The sequence below is a fragment of the Massilia sp. UMI-21 genome, from assembly GCA_015277795.1.
Taxonomy (GTDB): Bacteria; Pseudomonadota; Gammaproteobacteria; order Burkholderiales; family Burkholderiaceae_D; genus Telluria.
On record CP063848.1, the window covers coordinates 3,365,472 to 3,387,835 of the forward strand.

A 22,364-nucleotide genomic window follows, 5' to 3' on the forward strand; every position below is an offset into this window, starting at 1 on the left:
TTTCCTTTATTGCCCGAGCAGGGCCAGCAGCCCCGCTTCGTCGAGGACGGTGACGCCGAGTTCCTCGGCCTTGGCGAGCTTGCTGCCGGCCTCGGCGCCGGCGACGACGTACGAGGTTTTCTTCGATACCGAACCGGACACCTTGCCGCCCGCGGCTTCGATCAGCGCTCCGGCAGCATCGCGGCTCATGGTCGGCAGGGTCCCGGTGAGCACGAAGGTCTTGCCGGAGAAAACGCCTTCGGTGGCCGGTGCTGCTTGCGGCAGCTGGGCCAGCAGCTCGGCGCGCAGCCCGGCCAGCGCGGCGACCTGCTCGCGATTGCCCGGGATTTGCATCCACTCTTCCAGCGCGGCGGCCACGTTGCCTGGCAAGCCGAACACGCCGAACACGTTCAGGTGGGCCAGCGATGCCAGGCTCTGGCCGGCCGCCAGCAGCTGGCGAGCGCGCGGCTCGGTGAGCTTCGGGATGCCGAGCGCCGCCAGCAGGTTCACTTCTTCGAGCTTCTCGCGCAACTGCGCCTTGGGCGCGTGCTCGCCGCGCGGGGTGACGCCGGCCGCCAGCAGCGCGTCGATCTCGCGCTGATTCTGCTCTTCCGCGAAGAATTCGGCGATGGCCTCGGCCACGGTGCCGCCGATGTCGGGCAGCACGCGCAGCAGCGCCTCCGGCGCCTGGCGCACCAGCTCGAAGCGCCCGAGCCAGTCGGCCAGGGTCTTGGCGGTCGACTCGCCCACATGGCGGATGCCGAGCGCGAACAGCAGGCGCTCCAGCGGCGGGTTCTTGCTGGCCTGGATGGCATCGAGCAGATTGTCGGCCCATTTGGTGGCCACTTTACCCTGCTTGACGGTCTCGGGGGTCGTGCCCTCGCGCTCGTCGGCCATGCGCTTCATGGCGAGCAGGTCGTCAAGGGTGAGCCGGTACAGGTCGGCCACGCCGCGGACCAGGTCGCACTCGACCAGGCTGTCGATGTAGCGGTCGCCCAGACCTTCGATGTCCATCATGCGGCGCCCGGCGAAGTGGCGGATCGCTTCCTTGCGCTGGGCCGCGCAGGCCAGGCCGCCGGAGCAGCGCGCGATCGCCTCGCCTTCTTCGCGCACCACGTGCGAGCCGCACACCGGGCAGGTGTCGGGCAGCTTGTAGCGCACCGGTTCGGGCGACGGGCGGCGCTCCAGCACCACCGACAGCACTTCGGGGATGACGTCGCCGGCCCGGCGCACGATCACGGTGTCGCCCACGCGCACGTCCTTGCGCAGCACTTCGTCCTCGTTGTGCAGGGTGGCGTTGGTGACGGTGACGCCGCCGACCGACACCGGGTGCAGACGCGCCACCGGCGTGATGGCGCCGGTCCGGCCGACCTGCACGTCGATCGCCGAGACCGTGGTGAGCGCCTCCTCGGCCGGGAACTTGTGCGCCAGCGCGAAGCGCGGCGCGCGCGACACGAAGCCGAGCCGGGCCTGGTCGGCGACCTGGTCGACCTTGTAGACCACGCCGTCGATCTCATACGGCAGCGTGGCGCGCTTCTGGCCAATGGCGCGGTAGTAGCCCAGCAATCCTTCGCAGCCGGTGACGACCTCGCGTTCTTTCGATACCGGCAGGCCGAGGCGCTCGAACCAGTCGAGCACCGCCGAGTGCGAATCGGGCAGCGCGGCCCCTTCGAGGCGGCCGATGCCGTAGGCGAAGAAGCGCAGCTTGCGCTGGGCCGTGATGCGCGCATCGAGCTGGCGCAGGCTGCCCGCGGCCGCGTTGCGCGGGTTCGCGAATTCCTTCTGCCCGGCCGCGCGCTGGCGTTCGTTCAGGCGCGCGAAATCGTCCTTGAACATCAGGACTTCGCCGCGCACTTCCAGAACGGCGGGCACGGCGCTGCCATGCAGGCGCAGCGGAATCACCCGGACGGTGCGGATGTTGGCGGTGACGTCCTCGCCGGTATAGCCGTCGCCGCGCGTGGCGGCCTGCACGAACACGCCGTTTTCGTAGCGCAGGCTGATCGCCAGGCCGTCGAACTTCAGTTCGCTCGAGTAGGCCACCTGCTGCGCATCCAGCCCGTCGCGCACGCGGCGGTCGAAGTTTTCCACGTCTTCGTCGGCAAAGCCGTTGTTCAGCGAAAGCATCGGCACCGAGTGCGTGACCTGCTTGAATTCGGGAATCGGCGCGGCGCCGACGCGCGAGGTCGGGGAATCGTTCTTGACGGCCTGGGGGTAGGCGCCTTCGAGCTCCTGCAGTTCCCGGAACAGGCGGTCGTACTCGGCGTCCGGAATGGTCGGCGCGTCGAGCACATGGTAGTTATAGATGTGGCGGTTGAGTTCCTCGACCAGCCAGTCCATGCGCTGCTGGGCATCCTGTGGGACCGTCATGCCGCGTCCTCAAACGAACAGGCGCAGCGCGCGGGTGGAGCCGGCCGGGATGTCGGAGGCTTCCATCTCCTGGTAGAACTCGGCGACCTGGCCCTTGATTTCTTCCAGCGCCGGGTCGAGCAGCGGCTGCTCGAAGTCGTCGACGATGGTCGCGTCCAGGCGCAGGGTCAGTTCCTTGGCGCACTTGACCATGGCGCCGAAGCCGTCGCGGCTCGGGGCCACGCAGGGCACATCGAGCAGCAGGGTCAGGCGGTTGGTGGTGTCGGCGCCCAGGGTGACATTGGTCGACAGCGTAAACAGCACGCCACCCGCCCCGTCGGGCATCGAGAACCTGCCGTCCGGACGCACGTCGAAGCCCTGGTTTTCCAGCGCCCCGATGAGGGTCGAGATCGCCCATGGGGCGCCGTTGGCGGCCAGGTTCACGCCCAGCTGGGCGTCGTGGCCGGCCACGAAACGGTGCAGCGTGCGCGCTTCGCTCATCACTTCGATCATGTCCGGCACTTCCGGCTCGGCGCCGATCTCGTCGGCCACCGCGCGCAGGCGCGTCACCAGTTCCGAGTATTCGATCTCGTTGAGGGCCGTGGTACGGGTGGCCAGCTGCACGCCGGCCTGCAGCTTGGTGTAAACGCCGCCGTGCACGATCGGCTCCCACTCGCCGCTGACGGCGAAGCCCACGTAGTGGATCGGTTTGTTGCCGACGCGGCGCAGGGTCTGCAGCGCCGGCAGGATCTTGTCGCCGCGCAGCGCGCCTTCGAAATTGAGCGGAATGATGCAGTCGATCAGCGGGTCGACCAGGCTCTCGGCCAGCTCGGAAGGCGGCGCGTGCGGCGTGGCGCCCGGCGGCGGCGCGGCCGGCGCGAGCGAAGCGACCGTGGTCGGCGTGCGCGCAGCGCCTGGCGTGGCCGGGGCCACGGCCGGCGCCGGTGCAGGCTCGGGTGTGGGCGGGACCGGGGCCGCCGGTTCGTCCGCCGGCACGGCGGCATCGGGCGTCGACACGCCCGGCTCCACGTCCAGCGGCTCCACGTCCAGCGGCGCCAGCGAGGATTCCGCCCCGATGTCGAGCACCGGTTCCTGGCGCTCGACGGCGGTTTCGCCGCTGTGCATCAGGACATCGTCATGGTCCGATGCGAATGCGCGCTCGACGCTCTTGCGGGCCTTGTACTCCTGCCACTTGTTGTAAGAGAAGACACCGGCGACAAACACGCCGGCGGCTGCGATCAGGCTCATTTGGAAATCAGTCATGCTGCTTGTGCCTCAGTTGCGAAATTCGCGGCGGACTCCATGTCCACCGCCACGATGCGCGATACGCCCTGCTCCTGCATCGTCACACCGATCAGTTGGTTGGCCATCTCCATCGCGATCTTGTTGTGCGAGATGAAGAGGAATTGGGTATGGTCCGACATGCGCTTGACCATGCGGCAGAAGCGCTCGGTATTGGCGTCGTCCAGCGGGGCGTCCACCTCGTCCAGCAGGCAGAACGGCGCCGGGTTCAGGCGGAACATCGAGAATACCAGCGCGGTCGCCGTCAGCGCCTTCTCGCCACCCGAGAGCAGGTGGATGGTGGCGTTCTTCTTGCCCGGCGGCTGGGCCATCACCTGCACGCCGGCATCGAGGATCTCGTCGCCGGTCATCACCAGCTTGGCCTGGCCGCCTCCGAACAGGATCGGGAACAGCTCCGAGAAGTGGGTATTCACGCGGTCGAACGTATCCTGCAGCAGGTCGCGGGTCTCGCGATCGATGCGGTGGATCGCGTCTTCCAGCGTGGCGATCGCTTCCTGCAAGTCGTTGTACTGCGAATCGAGGTAGCGCTTGCGCTCGGTCGCCTGGGCCAGCTCGTCCACCGCCGCCAGGTTCACCGCGCCAAGCGCGCCGATGGCATTGGTCAGGCGCGTGACTTCGCCCTGCAGGTATTGCGGCTTCATGTCCGGCGTGAGTTTGTCGAGCAGCTCGGATTCGACTGCGCCGGTGCCGGCCAGCGCCTCGGCGAACTGTTCCTGGTTCAGGCGCGCGGCCTGTTCCTTCAGTTGCAGCTCGGTGATGCGGTCGCGCTGTGGCTGCAGGCTGCGCTCGTTCCCCATGCGCATTTCCTCGAACTGGCGCAGTTGCTGGGTGATCTGGTCGAGCTCATGGCGGGCGTCGGCCAGCGCGCGTTCCTGGGTGCTGCGCCTGTCCAGCAGCACCTGCAGGCCCTCGTGGGCGGTGCCGGCTTCGAGCGCCTCGAGCTCCAGCCTGCCGGCGCCGAGGCTGGCGCCGACCTGCTCGGCCTGGCTGGTAGCGGTGCCGATGTTGCGGCGCAGCTCCTCGATCTTGCTGCGCTGCGAACGCTCGGCGAACTGCGCCTCCTGGGCGCCGCGCTCGAGGTCGCGCAGCTTCTGGCGCGCGTCGGCGAGCAGCTGTTCCTTTTCCATGAAGGCGGCCTGGCCGTCCTCGTGGCCGCCCTGCAGTTCGGCCAGTTCCATGTCGAGCTGCTCGAATTCCTGCTCGGCTTCCGCGGCGGCTTGCCGCTGCTCGGCTTCCTGGGCGGCGATTTCGAGCAGGTCGGCGCCGATCTGGCCGCTGCGCTGATTGAAACGGGCCTCGATCTCGCTCTGCTTGAGCACGTCGATCTGCAGCGCATGCACTTCGCGCTGCAAGGTGGCGCAGCGCTGGCGCGCATCCTGCAAACGCCGGGTCAGGTCGGCGACGGCGGCGTCGGCGCGGGCGGCGCGGCTCTTCGCTTCATCCGCCAGCAGGGTCTGGGCGCGCAGCTGCCGGGCCGTATTCTCGATCTCGTGCTGGCGCGCCAGCATGCCGTCCTGCTCCGCGTCGGGCGCGTGGAAGCGCACGCTGGACTGGCCGACCAGGTGACCCTGGCGGGTGACGAAGCTGCCGCCCTGCGGCAGGCGGGCACGGTTGGCGAAGGCCTCGGCGGCGTCCTGCGCCACGTAGACCCCATGCAGCCAGTCGGCCAGTACGCCGCGCAGGCCCGGCTCGTTCAGGCGCAGCAGGCTGGCGAGCGGCTTCAGGCCGTCGGGGCCATGCGCCAGGCCATCCGCCGCGGCGGCCGGCGAGTACAGCGCCAGGCGGGCTGGCGGCGCGTCGCCGAAGAAGGCCTTGGCCCAGTCGAGATTCGACACCTCGAGCGCGCCGGAGCGTTCGCGCAGCACCGCTTCCAGTGCGGTCTCCCAGCCCGGCTCGATGTCGAGCCTCTGCCACAGGCGCGGCAGGCCGCCCAGTTCGTGCTTGTCCAGCCAGGGCTGGACCTTGCCCTGGGTTTGCACCCGGTCCTGCAACTGGCGCAGTGCGGCCAGGCGGGCTTCCAGCTGGGCGTTCGCGCTGCCTTCCCGTGCCACCAGCGCGTGCGCGTCCCGGCGTTCCTGCTCGACCGCGTCCTGGCGCGCCGTCGCTTCGTCGAGCAGCATGCCCTGCTCTTCCAGCGCCAGCTGCGTTTCTTCGAGTTGCAGGCGCAGATTGTCGAGGGTGGCGCTGTCCGGCAGGTTCAGGCCGTTACGCTCCTGTTGCAGGCGTTCGCGCCGGCCGGCAAGGCCGGTCAGGATATTGGCCGCGTTGCGCTGGTGGGCACTGGCCAGCTCGATGCGCTGCTGCACCTGCATGATGCGGGCGCGCGACTCGCTAGCAGCCTCCTGGGCCTGGCGCCAGGCGGCTTCCAGTTCAGGCACCCGTTCGCCATGGCTTTCGAGCGCGATCTGGGCGCCTTCGGCACGCGCGCCGAGTTCTTCCAGCGTGATCTCGGCCTCTTGCAGCTGCTCTTCGTACTCCTGGCGCTGGGCCAGCCACCCGTCCCTCTGCGCGCCCAGGGTGCCGAGCTGGTTCTGCAGGCGGGTGCGCGACTCGACCACGAACTTGATCTGGGCTTCCAGGCTGCCGATCTCGGAATTGGTCTGGTACAGGGCCCCTTGCGCCGTGTGCAGGCGGTCGCCGATGCTGAAGTGCGCCTGGCGCATGTTTTCCAGCTCGAGCTCGACGTTGCGCAGCTTGGCGGTCTGCGCTTCGAGGGCGGTCTGCGCTTCTTCGACTTCGCGGAAGTAGCGCAGCTGCTCGGCCTTGGCTTCGTTCTTGCGCAGCAGCCAGAGCAGCTTCTGCTTTTCTTCCTGGTCGGCCTGCAGCTGGTGGAAGCGATTGGCCACCGCGGCCTGTCCCTCCAGCTTGTCGAGGTTGGCATTCAGTTCGCGCAGGATGTCCTCGACCCGCAGCAGGTTCTCGCGCGTGTCGGAGAGCCGGTTCTCGGTCTCGCGGCGGCGTTCCTTGTACTTGGAGACGCCGGCGGCTTCCTCGAGGAACACGCGCAGCTCTTCCGGACGCGATTCGATGATCCGCGCGATCATGCCCTGGCCGATGATGGCGTAGGCGCGCGGGCCCAGGCCGGTGCCGAGGAAGATGTCCTGGATGTCGCGCCGGCGCACCGGCTGGCCGTTGATGTAGTAGGTGGAGGTGCCGTCGCGCGTGAGGGTGCGCTTGACCGCGATCTCGGCGTATTGGCCCCACTGCCCCGCCGCCTTGCCCATGCTGTTGTCGAATACCAGTTCGACCGAGGCGCGCCCGGCCGGCTTGCGGTGGGTGGAGCCATTGAAGATCACGTCCTGCATCGACTCGCCGCGCAGCTCGGAAGCCTTGGATTCGCCCAGCACCCAGCGCACGGCGTCGATGATGTTCGACTTGCCGCAGCCGTTCGGGCCGACCACGCCGACGAGCTGGCCGGGCACCTGGAAATTGGTGGGATCGACGAAAGACTTGAATCCCGACAATTTGATGGAGGAAAGGCGCACGTTGCTTCGGCTTGGGCTAGAGAGTCGTCAAAGGCCCAATCATACCATCTGTTGCTTGCCTAACGGCTAAGGAACATCCATGAAGCGGCGAACCTGCCTTCCCTGCCGCCGCCCATCCACGGGCAGGCATTTCTGGAGAGTAAGGTGCATGGGGGCTGCGCGGGCGGTGCCATCTTGCCCGCACCGACAAACTGCTGCCGAGTATCAGGTGTGCGCGGCGGACGGTCCGGCGTCGTTTTCGGCGGCGCGCCCGACCGCCTCGCCCAGCACGCGTCCGACCACGCCGTCGAGCGCCAGCACCCGGATGCTGCCGCTGCGGAAGGCGTCGGCCAAACGTTCGGCCGGCAGCGAGAAGGCTTCTTTCCGGTTGGCGCCGGAAAAGATGAACAGCGTGCGCAAGGGGCTGACCCAGGCCAGTCGCAGCTTGCGCACCCCGGCCGCGCCGCTGAATTCGACGCGCATGCCGCGCTCCAGCCCGGCCAGGGCGGTCGCCGCCGGGTCGGTGGACGCTTCCTCGTCGGCGGCCGCCGCCTGCTCCTGGGCGATGCGGCGCAGCGCGTCCTGCTGGGCTGCCTCCACCGCCAGTTCCAACTGCCGTTCCGGCGACAGCTCGATCGGCGCGCGCACGATGGTGGCGTGGCAGTCGGCCAGTTCGGCAAAGAACTGCAAGCGCTCGGCATCCTGCCATTGGACGGCGTCGAGCCATTTATTCAAGGTGGCGAGCAGCGCCGGCAGCCGCTTGATGAGCGCCTTGCGCTGTTCCTGGGTGGCCTTCGGCTTGACGCTCCAGATCAGGTCGTCCATGGCGCGGGTGGCGTTGTCCACCGCGCCCGGCTTGCTGTCCTCGATGGTATAGGCCAGTGTCAACACCGGCGTCCAGCGCTGTTCCAGGAACGTGCCGACCAGCGCCACCACCTGCTCCCCGGCCAGGCGCAGCGAGACCGCCTTGCGCGCCGAGCGGCTGGCGGCGGCCTGTTTTTCCTGGCGCGTGGCCTGCGCGATCGGCCCCGCGATGGCCGCCTGCGCGGCCTGTTCGCGCGCGGCGATGCTCGCTTCGAGGTCGGCCACCGCGGCGGCGAAGACTTCCGGCTGCGCTTCCAGGCGCAGCTTGTCGACGCCCCGCTGCATCGCGCGGTAGACCGGATCGTCCGGGTTGGCGCCCTGCTCCCAGCCGGCACTCGACAACAGGTCGAGCATGCGCCGGGCCGGATGCGCCTCTTCGAAGAAGAAGCTGCGGTCCTTGAGGGCCGCCTTCAACACCGGCACCTGCAGGAAGGCGATCAGTTCGCGCGTCTCGTGCGGGATCGATTCGTCCAGCAGCACGGTCTCGAAAATGCGCGACAGCAGGTCGAGCGTGGTCTCGTCGCCGCGCGACAGGCTGCCCTGGGGCAGGCTCTGTTTCAGGCGCGGCAGGTAGAACACCTCGTGCGCGCCGGACGCTTGCGCAAGCATGCCCGAGCCCGCGGCAGGCGGCGCGCCACCCAGCTTGTCGAGCACCTCGATCAGCGGCGCCGACATTGCCGCCGCCAATCCCGCCGCATGCGGGACCGGAACGCCGGCCACCGGTGCGGGCCCGGCATTGGGCGTCACCGTCCCGGCGCCCGGCTGCCCCGCGCTGCCCCGGGCTGCCGGGCCGGCCGCGAAGCCGGCCGCCGCGCTCGGGCGCCAGCCGCCGCTGCCCTGCGGCAGGTCGGGAATCTCGGGGATAGCGAGGTCGGCGCCCGCCGCTGCCTCGGCCGCGCCGAACAGCTGACGCAACTGCCGGGTCACGGCCGTATCGCGGCGCGCCCGTGCGGCCCTGGCGGCGGCGCTGTCGTCGGTCTTGGCGAAGCGCGCGTCCTGCCCGCGCGCCCGCGCCGGCTTGAGCTTGTCGTTCAGCGCGTCGAGCAGCGGCCCGAGATCGAACACGATCCCCGGACGCAGCAAGGGCAGCACCAGCTCGTGCGAGGCTTGATCGGGCTCGAATTCGCACCAGGCTTCCTGCAGCGCGCGCAGGAAGACTTCCGGACGGAAGGGATTGTGGCTGGCGCGCACCAGTTCGCGCCCGAGCAACACGCCCAGGCGCACCCCCAGGCTGGCCAGGCGTTCCGAATGCTGGATATCGAAGGGCCGACTGACGGCCGCGAACGCCAACTGATTATCCATTTCCTCGAGCGGCACCAGGCTCAGGGTCAAGGGGGCGGGCGCGGCTGGGGTCAAGCCGGGCGCCAGCAGTGCGACTTCCTTGCGCAGCGCCAGTTCGATGCCGGTCGAGGCCAGGTGCACGAAGGCGTAGGCATTGTCCTTGAGAAGATTGCCGGACCGGATGCGGCGCGCGGCCTGCTGGGGATCGGGACCGGCCGTCGTCATGTCCAGCAGCACAGCGCTCATGCGTTTGGCCACGTCCATCAGCCCGTCGCCTGCCTGCGTCGTCGCGACGGAGACGAGCGCGTCCAGCGTCGCCTGTTGCGCGCTGGCGGCCTTGCGGGCGGCGGGTGTCTGGGCAGTGTTCACGGCCATGGTGGTGAGGCGGATCGATTATTCCATTGTGCCACATTATTTCCACAAGGCAATGAGAAAGTGCATATGTCGCCTGGCCCAGCCCTGCGCTGCGCATGTTGTGCCCTACTCGACCGGAAATAACGCCTTGAGAACGTCGGAGGCTGTCCTACACTGGATCACGCGGTGTTCCGATACCGGGTCATCTGCACGGAAAGCATGATGGCTCGACCGGAATTGCTGCGGTAACGCTCCACAGCTCGGCAAGCAGGACATTTTTCCCCTACTGGAAAGGAAATGATCATGGCCTCGAATCAAGGAAAATCGAACCGCGGCGGCACCCCGCAACAGCACGCGGAAGCGGGCCGCCAGAGCCACAAGAATGACGGCAACAAGCAGTCGGGTTCGGGCTCGGGCTCGCGCTCCGGCAGCAGCAGCGGCACCCGCGGCGGCACCCCGGAGCAGCACGCCGAAGCCGGCCGCCAAAGCCACAAGAACGACAAGAACCGCTGATCCGGCGGCAGGCCCGGCCTGCCTCCTGCATGGCGACTGTCGTCGGCCCACCGCATGCGGTGGGCTTTTTTTCGGGCGCAAGACAGGCGCCCGGCCGGCACGACATCAGATATTGCGCAGCATGCCGCCCTTCGGCGGACGGAAGTCGCGGACGTCGTTCACCAGCCCGGCAATCTTGGCGTCGCGCGCATTCAGGTGCAGATCGGAGTACTGGTGGATGGCCCATTGCTCCGGCGTCAGTTCGACACACTTGCGCAGGATCGATTCGGTGCGCGCATCGTCCGCGCGCAGGCCTTCGACAATGATGTTCAGCGCATCCGGGCGCGAGCCGGGCGAGGCCGTCGCGTGCGACTTGTGCACCATGAAGCGCGCGGTCTCGCTGCAATAGCGCTCGCTGCCCGCCAGGTAGAGGATGACCGCGATCGACGCCACCGCCCCGCCGTTGTACATGACGAACTTGATCGGCGAATTGGCCAGGAAGTTGTGCAGGCACAGGCCGTCGCTGACATAGCCGCCGTTCGACTGCACCAGCACATGGGCCGTCTCGATGCCGTCCTCGGTCATCATCGACACTGCTTCGAACACCCGGTGCACCATGTCGCTGTTGACGTCGCCCGACAGTGTGAACCAGGCTTCCTTGACCTGCTGTGCTTTCTCTTCGCTCATAGTTTTTCCCACTGCAAAGTGTGTGGAATAAGTGTAGCAAAAACGCGCCCGAAAGCCATTTCCGGTCGGCCCGCCAATAGTGCGCGGCAATTCTTTTTGGAAATCGCCAATCTTGCCCCTGGGCGAGGCCCATTTGGTTGACACCAATCCAATGCTGGCATATCCTCCACAGTCTTGACCGGGAGAGCGCAGGAACACCTGCCGCCGAAGGGGCACTACCCACAAACTCTCAGGCAAAAGGACTGGTCAGGGAGCGGCAGCGCACGGCGCGGCCCGCTCACACTCTGGAGAGCGGCCCCGCGACACACGGAGCCCACCGAAGGGGCAGGCGGCAATGCCGCTATCTCTCAGGTACCAAGGACAGAGGGGATACAGGCGCCCACATGGCGCACGCACCCCTATTCACTGCCCGAGGACCCCATGACGCTCAAAGCGACCCCGCTCAATTCCGCACACCGCTCCCTGGGAGCCAAGATGGTCGACTTCGGCGGCTGGGACATGCCGGTCAACTACGGCTCCCAGATCGAGGAGCACAATGCCGTCCGCCTCGATGCCGGCATGTTCGACGTCTCGCACATGTGCGTGGTGGACCTGAAGGGCGCGAACGTGCGCGCTTTCCTGCGCGGCCTGCTGGCCAACAACGTCGACAAGCTGCAAATTCCCGGCAAGGCGCTCTACTCCTGCATGCTCAACCCCGAGGGCGGCGTGATCGACGACCTGATCGTCTACTACTTCAGCGAAGACTGGTTCCGCCTGGTCGTCAACGCCGGCACCGCCGAGAAGGACGTGGCCTGGATGCAGCAGCAGAACGCGGCCACCGATTCCGGCGTCACCATTACCCAGCGCCGCGATGGCAACGACCCGATCGCCCTGATCGCGGTGCAGGGCCCGAACGCCCGCGCCAAGGTGTGGCAGGTGCTGCCGGCTACCCAGGCCGCTTCCGAACCGCTCAAGCCGTTCAATGTCGTGATCGTCCCCGATACCCCGTTCGGCGAAGTCATGGTGGCGCGCACCGGCTACACCGGCGAAGACGGCTTCGAAATCGGCGTCGCTGCCAGCCAGGTCGAAGCCCTGTGGAAGGCCTTCGCCGCTGCCGGCATCACGCCGGCCGGCCTGGGCGCGCGCGACACCCTGCGCCTGGAAGCGGGCATGAACCTGTACGGCCAGGACATGGACGATAGCGTGAACCCGCTCGACGCCGGCCTGGCCTGGACCGTCGACCTGGTCTCGGAGCGCGACTTCATCGGCAAGGCGGCGCTGCAGGCGAAAGGCCAGCAGGCCAATTTCGTCGGCCTGATCCTGCGCGAGAAAGGCGGCATCCTGCGCGCCCACCAGAAGGTGGTCGCGGCTTCCGGCAATGCAGGCGAGATCACCAGCGGCACCTTCAGCCCGAGCATGCAGCAGGCGATCGCGCTGGCGCGCGTGCCGCTCGACGTGGCCGTCGGCGACACCGTGCACGTCGAGATCCGCGACAAGAAACTGGCTGCCAGCGTGGTGAAGCTGCCGTTCGTGCGTAACGGCAAAGTTCTCGCAGTCTGACCAAGAAAAACCAACAACAAGCTTTATACTACCGCCTCATCCCTATTGGAGCCTTACATGAACATCCCAACCGACCTGAAATACACCGAGTCCCACGAGTGGGTGCGCCGCGAAGCCGACGGCAGCCTGACCGTCGGCATCACCGAGTACGCACAGGACGCGCTGGGCGACATCGTGTTCGTCGAGCTGCCGCAGGTCGGCAAGGCATTCACCGCCGGCGACGACGCCGCGGTGGTCGAGTCGGTCAAGGCCGCCAGCGACATCTACGCCCCGGTGTCGGGCACCGTCACCGCCTTCAACCAGCCGGTCGCCGACGCCCCGGATTCGATCAACCAGGACGCCTACGGCGCCTGGCTGTTCAAGCTGGCCCCGAGCGACGCCGGCGCCTTCGACAAGCTGCTGGACGCCGACGCCTACGGCAAGACCACCGGCGCCTGAGATGTTCGTAGGGTGGGCGGCTGTGCCGCCCACGCGTCCAGCGCACGGACGCACCGTGCCAATGCATGTTTTCCTTGAACGCGTGGGCAAGAACTTGCCCACCCTACGGTATGAACTTTTCGCCGCCTGCGCGGCCCGTTTCACCGGCTTCACCCCCCATTCTCCCCTTCTCCTGGCCATTACCATGACCCGCACCAGCCTCACCCAACTCGAAGCGCGCGATTCGTTCATCCCGCGCCACATCGGCCCGTCCGAATCCGAACAGGCAGCCATGCTGTCGACCCTGGGCTACGCCTCGCGCGCCGCCCTGATCGACGCGGTCGTGCCCGCGAACATCCGCCGCAAGGACACGATGGACCTGGGCCAGTTCGTCGAACCGCGCAGCGAGGAGCAGGCGCTTGAAACCCTGCGTGCGCTGGCGTCGAAGAACAAGGTCATGAAGTCGATGATCGGCCAGGGCTACTACGGCACCCACACCCCGAAGGTCGTCCTGCGCAACATCTTCGAGAACCCGGCCTGGTACACCGCCTATACCCCATACCAGCCGGAGATCTCGCAGGGCCGCCTGGAAGCGATCCTGAACTTCCAGCAGATGATCACCGATCTCACCGGCATGGGCATCGCCAACTCGTCGATGCTGGACGAAGGCACCGCCGCCGCCGAAGCCATGACCCTGCTGCAGCGCGTCGGCAAATCAAGCTCGAAGGTCTTCTACGTGGCCGACGACGTGCTGCCGCAGACCCTGGAAGTGGTGCGCACCCGCGCCGAGCCGATCGGCGTCGAAGTGCGCGTGATCGCCGCGGGCGACATCGAAAAGCTTGAAGAGACCTGCTTCGGCGTGCTGCTGCAGTACCCGGGCGTGAACGGCGAAGTGCGCGACTACCGCGCCGCGGTGGAGCACCTGCACGCGGCCGGCGCGATGGTGGTCGTGGCCGCCGACCTGCTGGCCTTGACGATGCTGGCCGCGCCGGGCGACTGGGGCGCCGACGTGGTGGTCGGCAACAGCCAGCGCTTCGGCGTGCCGCTCGGTTTCGGCGGCCCGCACGCCGGCTATCTGGCCACCCGCGACGAATACAAGCGCAGCATGGCCGGCCGCCTGGTCGGCGTCACCGTCGACGCCCAGGGCAACCAGGCCTACCGCCTGGCGCTGCAGACCCGCGAGCAGCACATCCGCCGCGAAAAGGCGACCTCGAACATCTGTACCGCCCAGGTGCTGCTGGCCGTGATGGCCGGCATGTACGCGGTCTACCACGGCCCGCAAGGCCTGAAGCGCATCGCCCAGCGCGTGCACCGCCAGACCGCGATCCTGGCGCGCGGCCTGCAACAGCTCGGCCTCGAGGTGCTCAACACCACCTACTTCGACACCCTGACCGTCAAGGGCGACGCGGCAGCGCTGCACGCCGCCGCGCTTGATGCCGGCATCAACCTGCGCCGCGTCGACGACGGCCACGTGGGCGTGTCGCTGGACGAAACCACCACCCGCGACGACCTCGCAAGCCTGTTCGCCGTCTTCGGCGGCGGTCGAACCGTCGATATCGACGCCCTCGACGAGGACGTGGCCGACGCCTACCCGGCCGAGCTGGCGCGCACCAGCGCCTACCTGAGCCACCCGACCTTCAACCGCTACCACGCCGAGCACGAGATGCTGCGCTACCTGCGCTCGCTGGCCGACAAGGACCTGGCGCTGGACCGCACCATGATCCCGCTCGGTTCCTGCACCATGAAGCTGAACGCGACCTCGGAGATGATCCCGGTCACCTGGCCGGAGTTCTCGAACATCCACCCGTTCGCCCCCAACGACCAGACCGTCGGCTACCGCGAGATGATCGACCAGCTGGAAGCCATGCTGTGCGCCGCCACCGGCTATGCCGCGATCTCGCTGCAGCCGAACGCCGGCTCGCAGGGCGAGTATGCCGGCCTCTTGGTGATCCAGAAGTACCACCAGGCGCGCGGCGAAGGCCACCGCAACATCTGCCTGATTCCATCGTCCGCGCACGGCACCAACCCGGCGTCGGCCAGCATGGTCGGCATGAAGGTCGTGGTCACCGCCTGCGACGAGAACGGCAACGTCGATCTCGGCGACCTGAAGGCCAAGGCCGAGCAGTACAGCCGTGACCTGGCCTGCGTGATGGTCACCTACCCGTCGACCCACGGCGTGTTCGAGGAAGGCATCAAGGAACTGTGCGAGATCGTGCACCAGCACGGCGGCCAGGTCTACGTGGACGGCGCCAACATGAACGCGATGGTCGGCGTGGCCGCGCCGGGCGCTTTTGGGGGCGACGTCAGCCACCTGAACCTGCACAAGACCTTCTGCATCCCGCACGGCGGCGGCGGCCCGGGCGTCGGCCCGATCGGCGTCGGCGCGCACCTGGCGCCGTTCCTGCCAAACCAGCTGTCGACCGGCTACGTGCGTAACGAAGCGGGCATCGGCGCGGTCAGCGCGGCGGCCTACGGCTCGGCCTCGATCCTGCCGATCTCGTGGATGTACATCGCGATGATGGGTGCGTCTGGCCTGACCGCGGCCACCGAAGTGGCGATCCTGAACGCCAACTACATCGCGCGCCGCCTGGCCCCGCACTACCCGGTGCTGTACACCGGCCACGACGGCCTGGTCGCGCACGAGTGCATCATCGACCTGCGCCCGCTGCAGGACAAGACCGGCATCTCGAACGAAGACGTGGCCAAGCGCCTGATGGACTTCGGCTTCCACGCCCCGACCATGAGCTTCCCGGTGCCGGGCACCCTCATGATCGAGCCGACCGAGTCGGAGTCGAAGGCCGAGCTGGACCGCTTCATCGAGGCCATGATCGCCATCCACGCCGAGATCGTGAAGGTCGAGCGCGGCGAGTACGACAAGATGGACAATCCGCTCAAGGGCGCGCCGCACACCGCCGAGGTGGTGACCGCCGACGAATGGGCCCATGGCTACTCGCGCGAAGTGGCGGCCTTCCCGGTGGCCTCGCTGCGCAAGAAGAAGTACTGGCCGCCGGTCGGCCGCGCCGACAACGTGTACGGCGACCGTAACCTGTTCTGCGGCTGCGCGCCGATCAGCGACTACGAGTAATCTGCGACAATGGCGTAGGGCGGTCCGGGGCGCGCAGCCGCTTTGGCGGCCGCCCTACGCGTCACTTGCGGCTCGACGCGAGCCGCAAGTGCGACCGCTCGTGACGGCGGCGTTCCCTGGGTAGATCCCGGGTAGCGCCGCTTTCTTTTTGTTCGGCCTGCGCGGGCGCGGGTTCCGCTTCCGTTTCCGGTTCGCCGAGGCGGAACGCGGCCACCGTGCGCGACAGCGCCAGTGCCTGCATCTGCAGGGTCCGCGCCGCCGCGGCCGCTTCCTCGACCAGCGTGCAGTTCTGCCGGGTTACCTCGTCCATCCGCACGATGGCCTGGTTGACGTTGGCCAGGCTGCCCGCCTGCCCGGCACTGGCGCTGCCGATCTCGCCGACCACCTCTTCCATCGCGCGCGTCGCGCCGGCCGCATCGTCGATGCTGTCGCCGGCCTGGCGCGCCCAGGCCGTGCAGCCGTCGATCTCGGCGATCGAACGCGCCGCCAGCTCGCGCACCTCGCGCGCCGCGCCGGCCGCGCGCTGGGCCAGCGCCCGCACCTCGTTGGCGGCGTCGGCGAACTCGCTGCCGCCTTCGCCGTCTCGCGCCGAGGCCAGCGCGGCGTTCAGCGCCAGCGTCCCGGCTTCGCTGGCGAAAGCGTCGATCGCGCCCGCCGCCTCGGCCGCCCGCGCCGCGCCTTCCTTTACCGCGGCCAGCGTTGTCGCCATGCGCTCCACGGTCTGGCCGCCCGCGCGGACGCTATGCGATGCGGCCTGTGCCAGTCGATTCGCGGCCAGCGCGCCGGTGGCGGTCACGGTCACGGTTTCCGCCAGTTGCTGCATGCTGGCGGCGGTGTCTTCCAGCGACCGGCTGCGGAACACGGCGCGGCTGTGCATGCTCAGGTTGCCCAGCGTGATCTCGCGCGAGGCGCTGCCGATGGTGCGCGCCGATTCCAGCACCGTGCGCAGGGTTCCGTTCAGGTTGCGGATGCCGGCGTCCAGCGCACGCGAGGTCTCTCCGATCTCGTCGCCGCCGTAGCTGCGCTCGCCGACGGTCAGGTCGCCGCTCGCCAGCCCCAGGGCGGCAGCGCCGATGCCCCGGATCTGCTGCAACAGTGCGCGCCGCACCGCCATCGTGATGGCCAGCGACACCCCGACCGCCAGCAGCACCACGAAGGGCATCAGGCCGGACGTGAGCCGGAAGTCGGCAGCGGCGCCGTTCGACGCCTCCTCGGACAGCTCGCGCTCGAGCCTGGCCAGCATCGTCATGCGCTCGACCAGCGTGGAGAACGCGGCTTCGGGCTTGATCATGGCATTTGCGCCGATGGTCTGGTCGGCATGCGCCAGCTCGACCACCTCGCGCGCCGCCCGCACGTACAGCCGATGCGCCTGCACCGCCCCCTCGACATGGCGCCGCTCCAGGCTCCCGGATTCGGTCTGGAGCGCCAACTCGGCGAACGCGCGCGCGATCGCACCATGCTGACGATGGATGTCGGCGATCAGGATGTCGATGCGGGAACGCGAAAAGCTGCTGCCGAGCCAGGTGAGCAGCTTGTAGGTGTCGGCGTGCACGCGTTGGGCCTGGGCCACCAGTTCGGTGGCGCTGCGCATCTGTACTGCGCGCGGACCGACGATGGCCTGCAGTGACTGGTGCTGGCGCACCATGGCATAGTAGGCGCCGCTCGAGAGCAGCACCAGCAGCAACAGGACGACGCCGGGCGCGAGCAGCAGCTTGGGACCGATCTTCAGTCGCGACAGCATGGCTCAGGCGCTGCGAAACGGGATGCCGGCGTGGAAAGGACGCCGGCGGGCGGGCATGGTGGTGTGCATGGTGGCGTGCATGAGGCCTCCCTCCTATCAAACGCGCGCAATTTCCTAGACGCATTCAATGAATCTACGCGCTTCAATATCAGGGGAGTTTGCGCCGGCTCAGATCGCCCGCCAGATTGGCGAGGAACCAACAGACATATGCATTGTGAAACAATCACTTACCAATTTGATATAGTTGACAGTCACGCAGCTTGTATCCTTGCGCTCGACCTGATCAACCACGTCACGAAGAGGACTCGCATGAAGGCCACCGGCATCGTTCTTGCCGTATCACTCCTTGTCGTCGGCAGCGCCCAGGCGCAGCTGGCCGATACCCCGGCACCGCGCCTGGAAGCCGAGCCGACTGGACCCGTCGGGCCACTGGCCAAGGGTTTCAAGCGCTATCAGCCCGTCTATGGCGGCAACGAAACCGCGAATCCCAACGACCGCGAGTTCAAGGGCTTCCGCACCGATCCCAGGCTGGTGCTCGGCTATGCCTTCAACCCCTACCTTGCGATCGAAACCGGATTTTCCTACCTGCAAGACAAAGGTTTCCACAAGATCGACACCTTCCATCCTCGGGACGCGGCCACGGAAGCCGCCCTCGCGGCGGGCGACATCACCGCCAGAAGCCATACCACCTACGTCGCCGCCACGATCACGGTGCCGGTCAGCGACCGCCTGACCGCCTACGGGAAGTTCGGTATCGCGCAGAGCGAAGTGAAGGCAAGCGACAATCTGGTCACCCCCGAGCGGGTCCGCAGCCATATTGCCGGACAGGGCTATGGCGGCGAATCGGCCACGGGTGCATACGGCGCGGTCGGCGCCAGGTACAAGCTGAACGACAGGGCCACGTTGAAAGGCGAGGCCCGGCTGAACGGCAGCGCCCGCAAGTTTGGCAGCGCAGCGAACGCCAGCGGCGTGCACGGCAGCGTGGGAATCGGCTTCTGATCGCCCCGGGCCTGCTCCGCGGGCTTCCCATCCGGTTACACTACCGGGATGAACAACAGCAGGCAATCGACCACTTTCCTCGACCGGCTCGGCCGCCTGCCCGCACTCTGCGCATTCTCGCTCCTGCTGCACCTGCTCGTTCTTGCTTGCATCACGGTGCGGGTGCCCCCGCCGCCCACGCCCGGCGGGGGCGCGCTGACGGTACGGCTCGCCGCGCTCGCGCCCCAGCGTTCCGCGCCGGAGGCGCCCGGCCGGCCTGCCGCCGTCACAGCCGACGCGCCTGCCGTACCCGCCGCCTCCGGCGCGCGCCCGGGGCCGCGCCCGCCCCCACCGCCCGCCGCTCCGTCCGCGCCACCGGATCCGACGCCGTCCGCCGGCGATGCCGAAGCGATCCAGATGCCGAGCCGCTACCGCGTCTCCATGCCGCCCTCGGTCACACTCGCGTACGCCGTGCGCGACGCCTCAGGCCAGACCGGAGCGGCAAGCCTGCGCTGGGAGACCGACGGGGTGCGCTACCGGATGGCGTTCGACGGCGTGACGGGCCGGATCGACAGCGAGGGAGGCACCGACGATGCCGGCATCGCCCCGCAGCGTGCCAGCTACGGGCTCGGCGCGGGAAGCGTCGCCGTCGCGTTCGAACGTGAACGCGGAGCGATCGTCTTCGAGGCTTTCGGGCGCAGCCAGCAAGACAGGCCGGGCAGTCAGGACGGCGCCACGGTGTTGATGCAACTGGCCGGCATCGGGCTAGCCGATCCGGACCAGATGCAGGACGCGGTCGACATCCATGTCGGGCGGGCCGACCATGCTGCGGTCGAACGCTATCGGGTAGTGGGGAAGGAACAGCTGGCAACGCCCATCGGCACGATGGAAACCCTGCACCTGGCGCGCGGCGGCGCGATCCGCCTGGAAGTCTGGCTGGCGCCGCAGCGCGGCTGGCTGCCGGTGCAACTGCGCGTCACGGCGCCGGACGGCAGCGCGCGCACGCAGGTGGTGAAGGAGATCGGCGCGGCGCCGCCCGGTTAGGCGGCGCCGCGGCCATTTTCTAAGGCTCTGTCAGCGTTAACTATGGATGAGGGCTGAACTGCTGAGCACCTCCCTGGTCGAACACCTGTCTCCATCGACAGGAAGCGGCCGTGAAAACACCCAGCTTCAAGAAATGGTTCGCGCGGCTGCCCGCACTGAACGGGGCGCAGCGCCAACAAACACTGGCGGCATTGCATCCGGCCGCAGGGCTGGACCGGATCGTCGCCCTCATCGAGCAGATCCGCGCACCCCAACGCGCCTGCCCGCGCTGCGCCTCCCAGCGCTGCCACCGGCACGGCCATGCCAACGGCCTGCAGCGCTACCGCTGCCGGGAATGCGGCCGCAGCTTCAACGACCTGAGCGGCACGCCTTTGGCACGGCTGCGGCTGCGCGAAAAATGGCTCGACTACCTGGACGCATTGATCGCGGCCACATCAGTGCGCCGCGCCGCCCTTGACGTGGGCGTGCACCGCAACACCGCGTTTCGCTGGCGCCACCGCTTCGTCGACCGGGTCAAGCACGACCAGCCAGAGCAATTGAGCGGCATCGTCGAGGCCGATGAAATGTTTATCCTGGAATCGCAAAAGGGCGCGCGCAAGCTGGACCGGGCGCCGAGAAAGCGTGGCGGCGCGGCGCGCAAACGCGGCATCTCAAACGAGCTCGACTGTATCCTGGTGGCACGCGACCGCGCCAGGCAGACCATCGGCGCGCTGGTCGGGCGCGGGGCCTTGAAGGCGGCGCACCTGGAACGCCACCTGCTGCCCAGGCTCGACCGGCAAGCACTCCTGGTCAGCGACGCCAACGCTGCCTACCGGGCGTTTTCACGCAAACATGGGATCGCCCACCAGGCGGTCAACTTGCGCGCAGGCGTGCGGGTGCGCCGCCAGGCTGGCGGCGCCCTCCACGTCCAGAACGTCAACGCTTTCCACCAGCGTCTGCGCGACTGGCTGGCCCGCTTTCGCGGCGTGGCATCGCGCTACCTGCCGAATTACCTCGGCTGGCACCGGGTGCTCGACCGCGCACGGGTAATTACTGCGGAACAGTTCTTACGCATCGCAATCGGGGTCATCAATAGATAAAGGTAACAGCGCCTTTTCCTATGCCAGCTTGGCCGCGTGTTCGCGGGTCGCATGGAAGGTCAGCTTGGGCCAGCGTTCCTGCGTCAGGCGCAGGTTGACCCCCGAGGTGGCCAGGAACGCCAGGTTGCCGGCGGCGTCGTAGGCGACCTGGTGGCCGAGCTGGTTCTCGAAGTCGGACAAGGACTTCTTGTCATCGCTCGACACCCAGCGCGCGCTGCTGATGCTGCTGCTCTCGAACACGGCGTCGACCCCGTACTCGTTCAGCAGGCGGCTGGCGACGACTTCGAACTGCAGCACGCCGACCGCACCCAGGATCAGGTCCGAGCCCAGCACCGGCTTGAAGACCTGCACCGCGCCCTCTTCGCCCAGCTGCTGCAGGCCCTTGTGGAGCTGCTTCATCTTCAGCGGATTGCGGATGCGCACAGTACGGAACAGGTCCGGGGCGAAATACGGGATACCGGTGAAGGTCAGCAGCTCGCCTTCCGAGAAACTGTCGCCGATCTGCATGTTGCCGTGGTTCGGCAGGCCGATGATGTCGCCGGCGTAGGCTTCTTCCACCTGCTCTCGGCTGGACGCCATGAAGGTCACCACCGAGGACAGCTTGACCTCCCTGCCCAGCCGCAGGTGCTTGACCTTCATGCCCTTCTCGAAGCGGCCCGAGCAAACGCGCAGGAAAGCGATTCGGTCGCGGTGGGCCGGGTCCATGTTGGCCTGGATCTTGAAGACGAAGCCGGAAAACCGCTCCTCTTCCGGTTTGACCGCGCGCACGGTAGCGTCGCGCTCGCGCGGGGCCGGAGCCCAGTCGACCAGCGCCGACAGGATCTCGCGCACACCGAAGTTGTTGATCGCCGAGCCGAAGAACACCGGGGTCTGCACGCCCGCCAGGAAGCGCTCGAGATCGAACACGTGCGAGGCGCCGTGCACCAGTTCCACTTCCATCTTGAGCTGCTCGATCTCGAGCGGGAACATCTCGGCCAGCTTCGGGTTGTCGATGCCCTTGACGATTTCGAAGGCGCCGTCGGCCTTTTCCTCGCCGGCCTTGAACAGCATGATCTCGTCGCGCAGCAGGTGGTACACGCCGCGGAAGTTCTTGCCCATGCCGATCGGCCAGGTCACCGGCGCGCACTCGATCTTCAGCACCGACTCGACTTCGTCGAGCAGTTCCAGCGGATCGCGGGTCTCGCGGTCCATCTTGTTCATGAAGGTGACGATCGGCGTGGCGCGCATGCGGCAGACATCGAGCAGCTTGATGGTCTGCGCCTCCACGCCCTTGGCCGCGTCGATCACCATCAGCGCCGAGTCGACCGCGGTCAGCACGCGGTAGGTGTCTTCGGAGAAGTCCTGGTGGCCCGGGGTATCGAGCAGGTTGACCACGTGGTCGCGGAACTCGAACTGCATCACCGAGGAGGCGACCGAGATGCCGCGCTGCTTCTCGATGTCCATCCAGTCCGAGGTCGCATGGCGGCCGCTCTTGCGGCCCTTGACGGTACCGGCGAGCTGGATCGCGCCCGAGAACAGCAGCAGCTTCTCGGTCAGCGTCGTCTTGCCCGCATCGGGGTGGGAAATGATGCCGAAGGTGCGGCGCCGCGCGACTTCGCGCGGGATCGTGCCTGCCAGGCGGGTGGTCGTGTTGCCGGCGGCGGGAATGCCGTCGTCGGCGTGGAGATCGGTGTCGTTGGCCATAGTCGAGCCTTGCAAAGCGGCCCTTGGAA

General features: G+C 67.8%; 14 protein-coding genes and 2 riboswitches. Of the genes, 7 read left to right on the forward strand and 7 right to left on the reverse strand.

From position 1 onward, the window contains the following. Positions 1-6 precede the first annotated feature (6 nt). The 4 genes from ligA to IM543_14850 all read right to left on the reverse strand — a co-directional run bounded on the left by ligA (position 7) and on the right by IM543_14850 (position 9,611). Positions 7-2,346, reverse strand: a complete 2,340-nt coding sequence (gene ligA / locus IM543_14835; protein ID QOY92870.1) for an NAD-dependent DNA ligase LigA — start codon at positions 2,344-2,346, stop codon at positions 7-9. A 9-nt stretch (positions 2,347-2,355) separates the two neighbouring features. Continuing rightward, positions 2,356-3,588, reverse strand: coding sequence for a cell division protein (locus tag IM543_14840; GenBank protein QOY92871.1), 1,233 nt, complete (start codon positions 3,586-3,588; stop codon positions 2,356-2,358). Further along, the gene (smc, locus tag IM543_14845; protein QOY92872.1) at positions 3,585-7,112 is read right to left on the reverse strand and encodes a chromosome segregation protein SMC; all 3,528 of its coding nucleotides are present in this window, start codon (positions 7,110-7,112) and stop codon (positions 3,585-3,587) included. Before smc ends, IM543_14840 begins: the two co-directional genes overlap by 4 nt. Before the next feature lie 204 nt (positions 7,113-7,316). Continuing rightward, complete coding sequence (locus tag IM543_14850) at positions 7,317-9,611, reverse strand: DUF1631 family protein (protein ID QOY92873.1); 2,295 nt, start codon at positions 9,609-9,611, stop codon at positions 7,317-7,319. Positions 9,612-9,893: 282 nt separating this feature from the next. Between IM543_14850 and IM543_14855 the strand changes: the two genes are divergently transcribed. Next, a complete protein-coding gene (locus IM543_14855) occupies positions 9,894-10,103 on the forward strand; it encodes a hypothetical protein (protein ID QOY92874.1) in 210 nt (69 codons plus the stop codon). A 105-nt stretch (positions 10,104-10,208) separates the two neighbouring features. On the opposite strand, the gene IM543_14860 is transcribed toward IM543_14855, so the two are convergent. After that, positions 10,209-10,769, reverse strand: coding sequence for an ATP-dependent Clp protease proteolytic subunit (locus IM543_14860; GenBank protein QOY92875.1), 561 nt, complete (start codon positions 10,767-10,769; stop codon positions 10,209-10,211). Positions 10,770-10,938: 169 nt separating this feature from the next. Beyond that, a riboswitch (glycine riboswitch) is annotated at positions 10,939-11,024 on the forward strand. Positions 11,025-11,043: 19 nt separating this feature from the next. After that, positions 11,044-11,143, forward strand: a riboswitch (glycine riboswitch). Between the two features lie 46 nt (positions 11,144-11,189). Between IM543_14860 and gcvT the strand changes: the two genes are divergently transcribed. The 3 genes from gcvT to gcvP all read left to right on the forward strand — a co-directional run bounded on the left by gcvT (position 11,190) and on the right by gcvP (position 15,810). Beyond that, positions 11,190-12,308, forward strand: a complete 1,119-nt coding sequence (gene gcvT / locus IM543_14865) for a glycine cleavage system aminomethyltransferase GcvT (protein QOY92876.1) — start codon at positions 11,190-11,192, stop codon at positions 12,306-12,308. Positions 12,309-12,365: 57 nt separating this feature from the next. Continuing rightward, positions 12,366-12,746, forward strand: coding sequence for a glycine cleavage system protein GcvH (gene gcvH / locus IM543_14870; protein ID QOY92877.1), 381 nt, complete (start codon positions 12,366-12,368; stop codon positions 12,744-12,746). A 184-nt stretch (positions 12,747-12,930) separates the two neighbouring features. Continuing rightward, positions 12,931-15,810: an aminomethyl-transferring glycine dehydrogenase gene (gene gcvP, locus IM543_14875; protein ID QOY92878.1), complete on the forward strand. Its 2,880-nt coding sequence runs from the start codon at positions 12,931-12,933 to the stop codon at positions 15,808-15,810. 61 nt (positions 15,811-15,871) lie between these two features. Here gcvP and IM543_14880 read toward each other — a convergent pair whose 3' ends face one another. Next, positions 15,872-17,551 (reverse strand): MCP four helix bundle domain-containing protein, encoded by a 1,680-nt coding sequence (locus IM543_14880; GenBank protein QOY92879.1) that lies wholly within the window; start codon positions 17,549-17,551, stop codon positions 15,872-15,874. A gap of 309 nt (positions 17,552-17,860) precedes the next feature. Between IM543_14880 and IM543_14885 the strand changes: the two genes are divergently transcribed. The 3 genes from IM543_14885 (at position 17,861) to IM543_14895 (ending at position 20,652) form a co-directional block, all read left to right on the forward strand. After that, positions 17,861-18,550: a porin family protein gene (locus IM543_14885; protein QOY92880.1), complete on the forward strand. Its 690-nt coding sequence runs from the start codon at positions 17,861-17,863 to the stop codon at positions 18,548-18,550. Positions 18,551-18,598: 48 nt separating this feature from the next. Next, positions 18,599-19,573 carry a DUF3108 domain-containing protein gene (locus IM543_14890; GenBank protein QOY92881.1) on the forward strand — a complete coding sequence of 325 codons (975 nt, stop codon included), beginning with the start codon at positions 18,599-18,601 and terminating at the stop codon, positions 19,571-19,573. 110 nt (positions 19,574-19,683) lie between these two features. Then, the gene (locus IM543_14895) at positions 19,684-20,652 is read left to right on the forward strand and encodes an IS1595 family transposase (GenBank protein ID QOY92882.1); all 969 of its coding nucleotides are present in this window, start codon (positions 19,684-19,686) and stop codon (positions 20,650-20,652) included. Between the two features lie 18 nt (positions 20,653-20,670). Here IM543_14895 and IM543_14900 read toward each other — a convergent pair whose 3' ends face one another. Then, positions 20,671-22,335 (reverse strand): peptide chain release factor 3, encoded by a 1,665-nt coding sequence (locus IM543_14900; protein QOY92883.1) that lies wholly within the window; start codon positions 22,333-22,335, stop codon positions 20,671-20,673. Positions 22,336-22,364 lie beyond the last annotated feature (29 nt).